Source organism: Micromonospora sp. SL1-18 (genome assembly GCF_047921505.1).
Classification (GTDB): domain Bacteria; phylum Actinomycetota; class Actinomycetes; order Mycobacteriales; family Micromonosporaceae; genus Micromonospora.
In genome coordinates this window covers 1-12,643 of record NZ_JBLROA010000024.1, presented here as the reverse complement: position 1 = coordinate 12,643, position 12,643 = coordinate 1, and the positions used below count along the sequence as shown (strand labels likewise).

10 protein-coding genes are annotated in these 12,643 nt (G+C 75.1%); 8 read left to right on the top strand and 2 right to left on the bottom strand.

Annotated features, from left to right (window positions below):
• Positions 1-94: 94 nt before the first annotated feature.
• From ACNAW0_RS14020 to ACNAW0_RS14000, 5 genes are all read left to right on the top strand, one after another.
• Positions 95-1,342 carry a cytochrome ubiquinol oxidase subunit I gene (locus ACNAW0_RS14020; protein WP_416288266.1) on the top strand — a complete coding sequence of 416 codons (1,248 nt, stop codon included), beginning with the start codon at positions 95-97 and terminating at the stop codon, positions 1,340-1,342.
• Positions 1,343-1,353: 11 nt separating this feature from the next.
• The gene (locus ACNAW0_RS14015; protein WP_416288265.1) at positions 1,354-2,469 is read left to right on the top strand and encodes a cytochrome d ubiquinol oxidase subunit II; all 1,116 of its coding nucleotides are present in this window, start codon (positions 1,354-1,356) and stop codon (positions 2,467-2,469) included.
• The gene (cydD, locus tag ACNAW0_RS14010; protein WP_416288264.1) at positions 2,466-4,142 is read left to right on the top strand and encodes a thiol reductant ABC exporter subunit CydD; all 1,677 of its coding nucleotides are present in this window, start codon (positions 2,466-2,468) and stop codon (positions 4,140-4,142) included. Before ACNAW0_RS14015 ends, cydD begins: the two co-directional genes overlap by 4 nt.
• The gene (gene cydC, locus ACNAW0_RS14005; protein ID WP_416288263.1) at positions 4,142-6,127 is read left to right on the top strand and encodes a thiol reductant ABC exporter subunit CydC; all 1,986 of its coding nucleotides are present in this window, start codon (positions 4,142-4,144) and stop codon (positions 6,125-6,127) included. Before cydD ends, cydC begins: the two co-directional genes overlap by 1 nt.
• Before the next feature lie 117 nt (positions 6,128-6,244).
• The gene (locus ACNAW0_RS14000; RefSeq protein WP_416288262.1) at positions 6,245-6,916 is read left to right on the top strand and encodes a permease prefix domain 1-containing protein; all 672 of its coding nucleotides are present in this window, start codon (positions 6,245-6,247) and stop codon (positions 6,914-6,916) included.
• Positions 6,917-6,920: 4 nt separating this feature from the next.
• Here the strand turns inward: ACNAW0_RS14000 and ACNAW0_RS13995 are convergent, their stop codons facing one another.
• Positions 6,921-7,262 carry a PadR family transcriptional regulator gene (locus tag ACNAW0_RS13995; RefSeq protein ID WP_416288261.1) on the bottom strand — a complete coding sequence of 114 codons (342 nt, stop codon included), beginning with the start codon at positions 7,260-7,262 and terminating at the stop codon, positions 6,921-6,923.
• Between the two features lie 116 nt (positions 7,263-7,378).
• On the opposite strand from ACNAW0_RS13995, the gene ACNAW0_RS13990 reads away from it, so the two are divergent.
• The 3 genes from ACNAW0_RS13990 to ACNAW0_RS13980 all read left to right on the top strand — a co-directional run bounded on the left by ACNAW0_RS13990 (position 7,379) and on the right by ACNAW0_RS13980 (position 12,002).
• Positions 7,379-8,356: a DNA primase gene (locus ACNAW0_RS13990; RefSeq protein ID WP_416288260.1), complete on the top strand. Its 978-nt coding sequence runs from the start codon at positions 7,379-7,381 to the stop codon at positions 8,354-8,356.
• A gap of 65 nt (positions 8,357-8,421) precedes the next feature.
• Positions 8,422-10,854 carry a transposase gene (locus ACNAW0_RS13985; RefSeq protein ID WP_416288259.1) on the top strand — a complete coding sequence of 811 codons (2,433 nt, stop codon included), beginning with the start codon at positions 8,422-8,424 and terminating at the stop codon, positions 10,852-10,854.
• 50 nt (positions 10,855-10,904) lie between these two features.
• A complete protein-coding gene (locus ACNAW0_RS13980) occupies positions 10,905-12,002 on the top strand; it encodes an ABC transporter substrate-binding protein (RefSeq protein WP_416288258.1) in 1,098 nt (365 codons plus the stop codon).
• A 43-nt stretch (positions 12,003-12,045) separates the two neighbouring features.
• On the opposite strand, the gene ACNAW0_RS13975 is transcribed toward ACNAW0_RS13980, so the two are convergent.
• Positions 12,046-12,639: a GTP-binding protein gene (locus tag ACNAW0_RS13975; RefSeq protein WP_416288337.1), complete on the bottom strand. Its 594-nt coding sequence runs from the start codon at positions 12,637-12,639 to the stop codon at positions 12,046-12,048.
• Positions 12,640-12,643 lie beyond the last annotated feature (4 nt).

The following is a 12,643-nucleotide window of genomic DNA, read 5'->3' as shown; positions in this document are numbered from 1 at the left end:
CGATCGAGCGCTCGCCGCCGAGGGCGTGCTGATAAGTAGACAACCTACCTGTAGGCTCCCTATGACAATGGTGCCTACCCGTGGGAGGACGGCCATGGATCCCCTGCTCCTCGCCCGCCTGCAGTTCGCCACCACCACCTCGATCCACTTCCTGTTCGTGGTGGTCACCCTCGGCCTGGTCACCCTGCTGGTCGGCTTGCAGACCGCCGGGTTCATCACCGGCAAGCCGGTGTACGAGCGGCTGACCCGGTTCTGGGGCCAGCTCTACGTGATCAACTACGTACTCGGCATCGCCACCGGCATCGTGATGGAGTTCCAGTTCGGGCTGAACTGGAGCGGCCTGTCGCGGTACGTCGGCAACGTCTTCGGTGCGCCCCTGGCCATGGAGACGCTGGTCGCCTTCTTCCTGGAGTCCACGTTCCTCGGCATGTGGATCTTCGGCTGGCACCGGCTGCGCCGGGGCGTCCATCTCGCGCTGCTCTGGGGCGTCGCGCTCACCGCGTACGCCTCGGCCTTCTGGGTCATGGTGGCCAACGCCTGGCTCCAGCACCCCGTCGGCTACGAGCTACGCGACGGCGTGGCCCACCTCACCGACTTCGGCGCGCTGCTCACCAACCCCACCCTCGGCTTCGCCCTCGCCCACGTGATCTCCGCGAGCCTGGTCACCGGCGGCATGCTGATGGCGGCGGTCAGCGCCTGGCACCTGATCCGACGGACCACCGACTTCGCGCTGTTCCGTACGTCACTGCGGCTCGGGCTGATCACCTTCGCGGTCGCGGTGATCCTCCTGATCGGGTTCGGCTTCGCCCAGTTCGGCACGGTCGGGGATCTCCAACCCACAAAGTTCGGCGGCGGCGCGGGCCGGGACGCCCTGGTCGCCGAGTGGACGGCGAGGTTCGGGCCCGGCGACTACAGCCCGCCCGTCCTGTCCAACGTCGGGCTCGGCTTCATGATCCTCATCGGGTTCGCGCTCTTCTTCGGCACGCTCCTGCTTCCGCTGCTCTGGCGGGACTGGATCATCCGGCTGCGCTTCCCGCTCTGGCTGATCCTGCTCGCCCTGCCCCTGCCCTTCGTGGCGGTGATCCTCGGCTGGATCGCCCGCGAGGTGGGCCGCCAGCCCTGGGCCGCGTACGGGCTGCTGCCGACCGGGCAGGCCGTCTCGCCGGTCGGCCCCGGGCTGATGCTCACCTCACTGGTCGGCTTCAGCCTGCTGCTCGGCACCCTGGCCGTCACCAACTGGGTGCTGCTGGCCCGGCACGCCGCCCGGGGCGCGCACGACCCGGCCCTCGGCCGGCCGCCCGCGCCGGACACCGACCACCGCCCCGACCCCGTGTTCGCCTGAGGGAGCCCGCCGTGGAACTCGTCTGGTACGCCCTGCTCGGCCTCTTCTTCGCCACCTACCTCGTCCTCGGCGGCTACGACTACGGCGTCGGGCTGCTGCTCGCCCGCGGCAGCACCCTGGCGACGGCTCCAGGTCGCGGCGCGGCGTCAGACCGGCCTTCATTCGGTCCGGAGCGCCGCTTGGCGGCGCGGAGGCCGAATTATGGCCGCCAGCCGAGCTCGAGTTGTCGAGCCCGCCGGACGGCGCTCACCGCCGTCGGGCCGTTCTTCCTCGGCAACGAGGTCTGGCTGGTGGCCGCTGTCGGCATCCTGTTCGGCGCCTTCCCCGTGCTCGAGGGCGAGCTGCTCACCGGCTTCTACCCGGCCGTGCTCGGCGCGCTCACCGGGGTGGTGCTGGTGACCGCCGGGGTGCAGCTGCGCAGCCGGCCGCGCGCCGAGTCGGCCCGCGCCGCCTGGGACCGGGTGGTCGTGGCCGGCAGCGTGCTCGCCGCGCTCGGCTGGGGCGCCGTGCTCGGCGGGCTGCTGCAGGGCGTCCCGCTGCGGGCCGACGGGCACGTCGCCGGGGTGGGTCACCTCTTCACCCCGTTCGTGGCCGCCGCCGCGCTGGCGATGCTGGCGCTGGTCGCCGTGCAAGGTGCGACATTCCTCACCCTCCGGCTCCCGGCCGCCGATGTCCCGTCGACCGCTCGGCTGGCTCGCGGCCTGGTGCCGGCGGCGCTCGCCGCGGTCGCTGCGGCCACCGTCCTGGGCCTGCTCTCCGATCGGGTACGCGCAACCGTGGCGCGGCCGGCACTCGCCGTACTCCTGCCGTTGGCGCTGGTCGCGGCGCTGCTGGTGGCCCGCGCGGCGCTCGGCCGGGGCCGGGCCGGGGTGGCCTTCACGGCGACCAGCGCAGCGCTGGCGCTGCCGGTGGCGCTGATCGGCGCGGCCCTCTGGCCCCGGGTGCTGGTCTCCACGGTCGACCCGGCCGCCTCGCTGGCGGTCGCGGACGCGGTGGCGAGCAGGCCTACGCTCTCCCTGCTCGGCTGGCTCGCGCTGCCACTACTCCCGGCCCTACTAGGCTTCCAGGCGATGTGCTGGTGGGTGTTCCGGGGACGGACCGACGGCAGGGCACCGGTGTACTGGTGAACCGCCGCCCGTTCGACCCGCGGCTGCTGCGCCGGGTCCCCGCGGCCCGGCGCGACCTCGCCATGCTCGCGCTGCTGGGCGGGCTGACCGCGCTGCTGGTCGTCGCGCAGGCCACCGCGCTGGCCACGCTGCTGGCGGCGGCGGTCGACGGGCGGCTGCACCGGGCGGCGCTGGCCGGCTTCATCGCGGCGGTCGCCGCCCGCGCGCTGGTGAGCTGGGCGCAGGGCACGGTGGCCGCCCGGGCGGCGGCGACGGTGAAGGCCGCGCTCCGCGCCGATCTGCTCGGCGCGGTCGGCCGGCACGGCCCCACCTGGGTGGCCGGTCAGCGGGCCGGGCAGCTCGCCACCCTCGCCGGGCGGGGGCTGGACGCGCTCGACCCCTACTTCACCGGCTACCTGCCGCAGCTCGTGCTGAGCGTGACCGTGCCGCTGGCCGTGCTGGCCCGGATCGTCCTCGCCGACTGGAGCTCGGCGGTGATCATCGCGCTGACCATCCCACTCATCCCGGTCTTCGGCGCGCTGCTCGGCTGGCAGGCGCAGGCCGCCACCGAGCGGCAGTGGCGGCGGCTGTCGCTGCTCGGCGGGCACTTCCTCGACATGGTGGCCGGGCTGCCCACGCTGCGCGCGTTCGGCCGGGCCCGGGCCCAGGTCGACGTGGTACGCCGGATGGCCGACGGGCATCGTCAGGCCACCATGAAGACCCTGCGGATCGCGTTCCTCTCCGCGCTGGTCCTCGAACTGGTCGCCACCCTCTCGGTGGCGCTGGTCGCGGTGCCGGTGGGCATCCGGCTGCTCGGCGGCGGGATCACCCTCTCCACCGCGCTGCTGGTGCTGCTGCTCACCCCGGAGGCGTACCTGCCGCTGCGGGCGGCGGGCAGCCGGTTCCACGCCAGCATGGAGGGACTGACCGCGCTGAACGAGGCGCTCACCATCTCCACCGCGCCCGAGGCCGCCGCACCGACCGGCGGGCGGCGGCCGGCCCCGGACGGGCACGGCGAGATCCGCTTCGAGGGCGTCACCGTCGAGTACGAGCGGACCACCGCGCTGCGGGACGTCACCCTCACCATCCGCCCCGGCGAGCGGGTCGCGGTCATCGGGCCCAGCGGCGCCGGCAAGAGCACCCTGCTCGGCCTGCTGCTCGGGTTCGTCAACCCGACCGCCGGCCGGGTCACCGTCGACGGGGTGGATCTCGCCGACGTCGACCTCGACGCGTGGCGGCGCCAGGTGGCCTGGGTGCCGCAGCGGGCCCACCTCTTCGCCGGCTCGCTGGCCGACAACATCCGCCTCGGCGCGCCCGGCACCCCGGACGCCGCGCTCGCCCGCGCGGTCACCGACGCGGCGCTGGACGAGGTGGTCGCCGCCCTCCCCGACGGGTTGGCCACCACGCTCGGCGAGCGCGGGCACGGCCTGTCCAGCGGGCAGCGGCAGCGGGTGGCACTGGCTCGGGCGTTCCTCCGGGACGCCCCGCTGGTGCTCCTCGACGAGCCGACCGCCCGGCTGGACAGCGCCAGCGAGGCGATCGTGCTGGCCGCCACCCGTCGGCTGGTCGCCGGGCGTACCGCGCTGCTGGTCGCGCACCGGCCCGCGCTGCTGGAGGACGCCGACCGGATCCTGCGGGTCGAGGACGGCCGGGTCACCGAGCTGAGCCCGGTGCCGGCGGGAAAGGTGGCGTGATGACCGCCGGACCGGCCGGGCCCGAGCGCCCGGACCAGCCGGTACGGGCCGTACCGGCCGGGACCTCCCGGGACGGCGTGACCCCGGCCGCCCGTGATCCCGGCGCACCGACCGCCGCCGAGCCGAACCCGGCCGAGCTGACCCCGACCGGCCCCGATGCCGTCGTCGCCCCCGACCGCAGGGCGCGTGCCGAGCGGGCCGTGCTGCGGCTCGCGCGACCGTACCTGAGCCGGCTGCTGGGGGCCGGGCTGCTCGCCGCGGCCACCGAGTTCGCCGGGCTGGCCCTGATGGCGACGGCCACCTGGCTGCTGATGACCGCCGCCGGTCGGCCGACGCTGGACCGGTTGACCGTGGCCATCGTCGCGGTCCGGGCGCTCGCCGTCGGCCGGGGCGTGTTCCGCTACACCGAACGGCTCGCCGGGCACGACGCGGTGCTCCGCATGATCACCGACGTCCGGGCCCGGGTCTTCGCCGCCCTCGCCGCCCGGCGGGACACCGCCGCCCAGCGGACCGGGGACGCGTTGAGCCGGCTCGTCTCCGACGTGGAGGCGGTGCAGGACCTGCTGCTCCGGGTGCTCGTCCCGGGGGCGGCCGCCGCGCTGGTGAGCCTGCTCGCCGTCGGGGGCGCGGCGCTGATCTCGCCGCCGGCGGCCGGGGTGCTCGCCGTCGGGCTGCTGGTGGCCGGGGTGGGGCTGCCCGCGCTGGCCACCGCGCTCACCCGGCGCGCCGCCGACGAGGTGGCTCCGCTGCGTGGGGCGCTCGCCGTGGACGCGGTCGACCTGACCCACGGTGCCGCCGACCTGGCCGCGTTCGGTGCCACCGGCACGGCGCTGGCCGCCGCCGAGGTGCGGGCGCGGCGGCTCGCCCGGCTGGAACGCCGGCTCGCCGCGACCGGCTTCGCGGTCGACGCGGCCGGGGTGCTGGTCGGCGGGCTCACCGCCGCCGCCGTGGTCGTGGTGGCGTTGCGTGCGGGTGTCGGCGGGGTGCTCGTCGGCGTGCTGGCCGTCGGCGCCCTGGCCGCCGTCGAGATCGCCCTCGCCCTGGTCGGGGCCGCCCGGCAGCGCACCCAGCTCGGTGCCGGCCTGGCCCGGGTGGCCACCCTGCTCAACGCCCCCGCCCCGGCACCCGGTCCCGCCCCCACCCCGGCACCCAACCCTGCCCGGGCACCCGGCCCCGAGCCGGCGCCCCGTCCCGAGCCGGCGCCCCCTCCCGTCCCGGCGGCCGGGCATGACGTGCGGTTCACCGGCGTGACCGTGCGATACCGGGAAGGGGCGGCACCCGCCCTCGCCGGGATCGACCTGGACCTGCCCGCCGGGCGCCGGGTGGCCGTGGTCGGGCCGAGCGGCGCCGGCAAGAGCACCCTGGTCGCCGTGCTCAACGGCGCGGTACGTCCCGACGCCGGTCGGGTCACCCTGGCCGGGGTGGACGTGTCCGCGTACCCGGCCGAGGAACTGCCCCGGATGGTCGGCGGCCTGCTCGCCGAGGCGTACGTCTTCCACGCCTCGGTACGGGACAACCTGCTGCTCGGCCGGCCGCGGGCCGACGAGGAGGAGTTGACCGCCGCCGCCCGGGCGGCCGGCCTGCTGGACTGGGTACGCGCGCAGCCCGACGGCTGGGACACCGTGGTCGGCGAACAGGGCGGGCAGCTCTCCGGCGGCCAGCGGCAGCGACTCGCGCTGGCCCGGGCGCTGCTGGCCGCCCCGGCCGTGCTGGTGCTGGACGAACCGACCGAGGGCCTCGACCCGGCCGCCGCGGACGCCGTGCTCGCCTCGGCGTTGGCGGCCACCCCAGCCGGCCACTCCGTCCTGCTGATCAGCCATCGGCTAAGTGGGCTGGCCGGGCTCGACGAGATCGTGGTGCTCGACGCCGGCCGGGTGGTGCAGCGCGGCCGGCACGACGAGCTGGTGGCGCAGCCGGGCTGGTACCGCGAGCAGTGGCTGCTCCAGGCGGCGGCCGAGCGCGGCTACCTGGCCCTGGCGCCCTGAGAGCCCACGCGGAATGGACTGGCGGGGCCTCCACCGCCCATTCCGCGCGGGCTCTTAAGTGCCCGGTCCGGGAAATACCCGGACGTGGTCGAGGCCCCCGGATGGCAGGTTGGTGCCATGCGGGGCTACGAGGGCGTGCTCGTGGAGCGACGGATGGGCGAGCTGGCCGGCCGGTTGCGTGGACCGGCCCGCCTCAAGGCCGACCTGCTGACCGAGGCGCGGCACGCGTTGTTGGACGCCGTCGAGGCGTACCGGGAGGCGGGCCTGTCGCCGGTGGAGGCCGAGCGGCGGGCGGTAGCCGAGTTCGGCAGCCCGGCCCATCTGGTCCCCGGCTACCAGGCCGAGCTGGCGGCGGGGGCGCTGCGCGGGCTGGCGCTGCGGGCGCTGACGGTGGCGGTGGTGCTGATGGCCGGCGGCGACCTGACCTGGCGCGGGTCGAGCTGGAGCGACGGGCCCCGGCCACCGGAGGGCTACCTGCTGCTCTCCGCCTCGCTGAACGGGATCTGGGCGCTGGTCGCCGGCCTCGCGGTGGCCGGGCTGCTGCTCGGCTTCCTGGCCGCCCGGTACGCGTCGTCCCGGCTCAACCGGCTGACCGTGGCCGTGGGCTACGGGCTGACCGGTGTGCTGGCGGGCGGCGCGCTCGCCGGCACCGCGCTGTTCGGCTGGTCGGTCGGCCTCTGGGACGCGGCCCTGACCTGGCCACCCATGATCATCGGCGCGGTGCTGGTCGGCGCCAGCTGGTTCGCGCTCGCCCGTGCGGCCCGCTGCTGGTTGTCGGCCGCCTACTGACGCGTCAGACCGGCGCGGCGGACGGCTCGTCGGTGCCGAGGAAGCGACCCACCGTCGCGCTGAACTCGCGCCAGCCGGCTCGCTCACCGACGAGCGCCCGCCCACCGGCCTCGGTGAGCTGGTACGTGCGCCGTTCCCGGCCGTTGACCGTGCTCCACGCGCTCGCCACGTAGCCGGCCCGCTCCAGGCGGCGCAGCGCCGGATAGATGGTGCCGGTGGGCAGATCGAGGCTGCCCCCGCTGCGCGCTCGGAGCGCTTCGATGATCGCGTAGCCGTGCAGGGCGCCCTGCTCCAGCACCGCGAGCAGCAGCGCGTCCAGGTGTCCGTGCAGCGCCTGGGCCTTCATGCGTAGCAAGGCTACTTGTCCGCCGGCCGGGACGCCACCGGGGTGGACTCCCGGCCAGGCCGGGTCGCCCATTAGGGTATGTGCCCAGAGTCACTCGGCGACGGAGGTGTTGCCGGGTGGGCAACCCGAAGCACACGGAGGTCAGCGTGGCCCGCCAGTCGCCCCAACGGCCCGACGCCGACGAGCCCGAGCTCGACGACACCACCGCGTCGGCCGCCGAAGACGAGGTCGAGGTCGACCACCCGGCCGCGGACCGCGCGCTCTGGGAAGAGCTGCGGATCGACCCGGTCGAGATCGCCCTGCCCGCCGGCACCGGCTTCACCCTGCGGGCGTACCGGCCGGCGCGGGAGCTGGTCCCGACCGACGTCGCCGAACGCGACCAGGAGGACCCCTTCCTGGCCCGTCGCCAGGTCGTCGAGTCCGAGGACGACGAGGAAGTGGTGATCCTCGATGAGGAGTTCGCCGCCCTCTCCGCCGAGGACGACGAGGAGGCCGAGGGCGAGCGGCCGGAAAAGCGCCGGCGGGACGCGACCGAGGCGGCGGACGAGGACGCCGAGGCGGACGAGGACGAGGACGAGGACGAGGACGAGGCGGACGACGCCGGCGACGAGGAGGTTCCGATCTTCCTCAGCCACCGCGGCAAGCTGCTGCTGTTCAAGTCCCCGGAGTCGCTGGTCAGTTTCATCCGGTCCGGCGCACCCAACGACCTGTCTCAACTGGACAGCTGGAATGAACTGTCCGAACGGGTGGACCCGGCCGACATCGCCCCGCTGGACGAGGATGCCTACGAGCTGGACCTCGTGGTGGAGAACCTTCGCGGCGGCCACGACGCGTGGGATCCCGCGCTCCTGATCGAGGCCGGCGAGATTGCCCGTGACGTGGCGTACGGCCTGCGGCTACCAGCTGTGCTGGACATGCTCTCCGCCGGCTCCAGCCTCGATGACCTGGACGAGGCCCTGCGGGCAACCGTCAACGGTGGGATCGGTGGTTTCCTGGGCCGGCGCCGGCTGAAGAAAATCGGGGCACAAACCGCAAGTTTGGGTTGGCGCACCATTGTCGGCAAGATCTCTGCTGTCGTGGACTGGCGCGACTGACCCTTACCGGGGAGCATCAGTCTCTGGCAGAACAAGACCTGTGTCCCGGGAGGGAGGACGACGCCGTGGCGCTCGTGCGCGTGTACTGCGGTCTGGCCTCGGCGGATTCGGCCGACGGGCCGGCTTCGGCCGGTTCGACGCTGACGTCCGCTGTGGTCGACGACGCAGGTCGTCTGCTGCAGGTCTGCGAGATCGACGACGACCCGGCCGGCTACGCCCGGCTGGTCGCGCTGCTCGTGGAGCGGTCGGGCGGGCCGAGCGGTGTGGCCATCGCCGCCGACAGTGACGACCACAACGTCACCTCGCTGCTCAGCGCCGCCGGTCGGCCGTTGGCGATCGCGGACGACGACTCGGTCGACGACTTCGCCGAGCGCTTCGCCGACGACGACTCGCTGGAGGAGATGCAGTCCCCGCCCGCCGAGCGCCGCGCGGTCGGGCTGGCTCGCGCGCTGCAGGCCGGTGCCCTTTCCGCGGTCACCCTGCCGGCACCCCGCGACCTCGCCGGCTACAAGCAGGTTCTCGCCGCGCACGCCGCGCTGGCCAGCGGGCGGCACTCTGCCGCGGTGGCGCTGCGCGAGGTGCTCCGCGAGCTCTACCCGGCCGCCCTCCGGGCCTACCCGGACCCGGCCGAACCCGTCCCCCTGGCCGTCCTCGACGCGCTGCCGGAGCCCGGCATGCTGAGCGGCACGGTGGCCCGGGGCCGCGAGGTGGCGGTCGCCGCGGACGCCGTCGCCGCGCACCTGGCGACCGAGGGCGTCGCGGACGCCGACACCATCAACGACGCGGTCACCGCGCTGCGGGTCGCCATCACCGAGACGCCCCGGCGGGCCACCGTCAACCGGGCGCTGACCGCCGCCGTCGCCCAGACGGTGCGACAGGCGGTCTCCTCCGTCCGGGCCTGCGACGCCGGCTGCGCGGCGCTGGTGGGCGCCCTCAACGCCCGGGTCACCGCGCCCGCCCCGGCCCCCGGCCGCCAGGCCATCGCCGGGCGCGGCGAGCCGGTCGACGAGCGGCCCGAGCCCACCAAGTCCGGCCTGCGGTCGGTCCGGCCGGCCGAGCCCGAGCCGGTGGGCCGACGCAACCGTCCCGAGCCGGTCTCCGGGCCGGCCACGCCGGCGTCGCCGCGGCCACTCGGCCCGCCACCGGTCGCCCCGCCGCCAGTCACGCCGCCGCCAGTCGCCCCCGCGCCGGTGGCACCAGCCGCCTCGGCCGCCCCAGCCCCGCCGGTCGCCCCAGCCGCCTCGGCGGCCCCAGCGCCGCCGGTCGCCCCAGCCGCCTCGGCCGGCCGGCCGACCTCGGCGCCGCCGTCACGTTCCGAACCGGCCGGCGCGCCGCAGCGGGTGGACGGGCCCACCAACCGGCCGGTCTCCGCGCCGCCTCCGCCGCCCCCCGGGATCACCCCGATCGCCCCGGCGCAGCGAGGCAAGGTGCCGCCGGCCGAGGCCGGCGAGCCGTTCCGCCCGACGCTCACCACCGCGGCGATCAACAAGGCCCGTGCCGAGCGCCAGCGCACGGTCATTCCACCGCGCCGCAAGACCACCCAGGAGCCGCCGGCCGCTGGCATCAGCGCCACCGACCTGAGCGTCCCGGTGCCGACACCACGCCCCGGGCAGGAGGCGGCTCCCCCGGGTTCCCGGGCAAACTGGCCGCTGGTCAACAACGGCGATCAGGATGACCGCGCCGCGGAGCCAGTGGCCGGCTACCCGTTCGGCGGCCGGGGCGTGGACGCGCCGACCGACCCTGGCAGCAGCCGGGTCACCCCGCCGTGGCTCGCCGACGACCTGCCCCAGGAGCCGCCGTTGCTGCGGCTCGTGGAGCCGCCGCCGCTGGCCGATCGGGCGCTGCGCGACGAGCTGGACGCGCCGACGGACCCGGGCGTGGACGCTCGGTCGCTGCGGCTGGTCGACCGGCAGGAGGCCGACCGGTCCGACCGGCCGGCGCCCCGCGCCGATCTGCCCGGTCCGCCGGAGCGCCTCGACCACTCCAGCTCGGCGCGTCTGACGCCGCGCCGCGACCCGGAGCAGTCGCCCGCGCCGAAGGAACACCGGCCGCCGCCGGTCTCCGACGAGGGCGACGGTGATCTGCTGATCTTCGCCCAGGCGAAGTCCGCCTGGTTCGTCGGGCACGGCGACGACGCCGACTCCGACTGGTCGAGCACGGCCGACACCGGCTGGCAGGCCGCCGAGCAGGCGGCCCGCCCGTCGGTTGGCGCGGAGACCACGGCCGGCCTGCCAAAGCGCGTCCCGCAGGCCAACCTGGTGCCGGGCTCGCCGCTGCGCGAGGAGCGCCCACTGCGGATCGTGCGAGACGCGGCCAGCCTCGCCGAGAACACCACGGGCTACTTCCGCGGTTGGCGGCGCGGCCAGGAGATCGGCGGTTTCGCCGTCGGCGGCCGCCCCGGCCGGGAGGCGGCCGGCGGGTGGGACTTCAGCCGGGACACCGGCGACCGCGACGACGAGCACGAATACGAGTACCGTTCCGCCGGCTACCGGTCCTGATCGGATGCTCGCCCTTCCCACCTGCGTGTTCATGCCCACACCCGGATAATTTGACGCCGCGTCTGGCCGGCCGGGACCATTCCCGGCGGAACAGCCGGCCATGGGCGTCGCCGGCGTGGGAAGGCATCCCGGTCGGCAACCTGCGGCGTACGGTGCGCCTGGAGATCCGGGACAACCGCAGCGACCCCCGGGAGGCGGCCCGGCAGGCCACCGAGCTGACCCGGCGGGACCAGGTGCACGCGCTGGTCGGCGGCACCTCCGCCGCGGCCTCCATGGCGATCGTCGAGGTCGCCCAGAAGCTCCGGGTGCCGTTCGTGTCGCTGGCCGCCGGAAACGACATCGTGCTGTCGCTGGCCCAGCGCACGTACATCTACAAGCTCACCCCGGACGCCGGCGACGTGGCCCGCCGGATGGCCCGCCTGATCGACTCACTGCAGGTCCGGCGGGTCGCCCTGCTGGCCGCCGAGGGGATGCACGGCGACTCCGGCGTACCGGCGGTGCGCAATGCCCTGCGAGACGCCGACGTGGCCCTGGCGCAGACCGTACGCCTGCCCGCCGCCGGGCGGAGCTTGGCGTCCGCCGCACGACGGGCCGTGGCCGGCGACCCGGACGGCGTAGTCGTCTGGGGCACCGCACCGGACTCCGGCGCGGCGGCCCGAGAGTTGCGACAGGCCGGCCACAAGGGCGCGCTCTTCTTCGACCCGGGCGCGGTCGCCGAGGACACGCTCTCCGGGGCGAACGCCGCCACCGCCGAAGGCGCGTACGCCGTGCACCCGGCCTGCCTGGCCGCGAGCACGCTGACCACGACCACCACGGCGGAACTGGCCCGGCGGGACTTCACTTACCGCTATATCCAGCGGTACGGCAGCTTCAGCGGCTTCGCCCCGTACGGCTCGGACGCGGTCCAACTGCTCGCCGCGGCTGCCCGCGCGGCGACCAGCGTCGACCGTGGGCGGCTGCGGGCGTGCCTGCAGACCCAGGTGATCGAGGGCGTCGCGGGCGCGTACGCCTTCGCCCCGATCCGGCACGGCGCGGGATGGAGCGGGACTCGCTCGGCGTCTACGTGGTCAGCCGGGGCGCCTGGACCCCGTACTCCTGATCGCCCCGGCACCACCGGCCGGGCCGGCCGGCCTGCTGCGGCAGCGTGAAGCGCCCGGTGACCGGCGGCCACCGGGCGCTTCGTGACGCCGATCAGGCGGGCGCGACGGCCCGCGAACGCCGCATGGTGAGCACGTACTCGACGAGCGAGATCAGCACGTGCTTGGTCGACTCCCGGTTCCGGGCGTCGCACGGCACCACCGGTATGTCGCTGGAGATGGCCAGCGCGTCCCGGACGTCCTGCGGGTCGTGGTACTGCATGCCGTCGAAGCAGTTGATGGCCACCAGATACGGCAGCCGCCGGTGCTCGAAGAAGTCGATCGCGGCGAAGCAGTCGGCCAGTCGACGAGTGTCGACCAGCACCACGGCGCCGATGGCACCGCGGACCAGTTCGTCCCACATGAACCAGAACCGCGTCTGACCCGGCGTACCGAACAGGTACAGGATCAGATCCCGGTCGATCGAGATACGACCGAAGTCCATCGCCACCGTGGTCGTTGTCTTGCCCGGCACCTGCCGGGTGTCGTCGACGCCTACGCCGGCGGAGGTCATGATCGCCTCTGTGGTCAGCGGCGTGATCTCCGAGACCGAGCCGACCAGCGTCGTCTTACCGACGCCGAATCCACCGGCGATAACAATCTTCGCCGACGTTACGCGACCGCTCTGGGCCGGCGGCCGGTGCGACATGTCA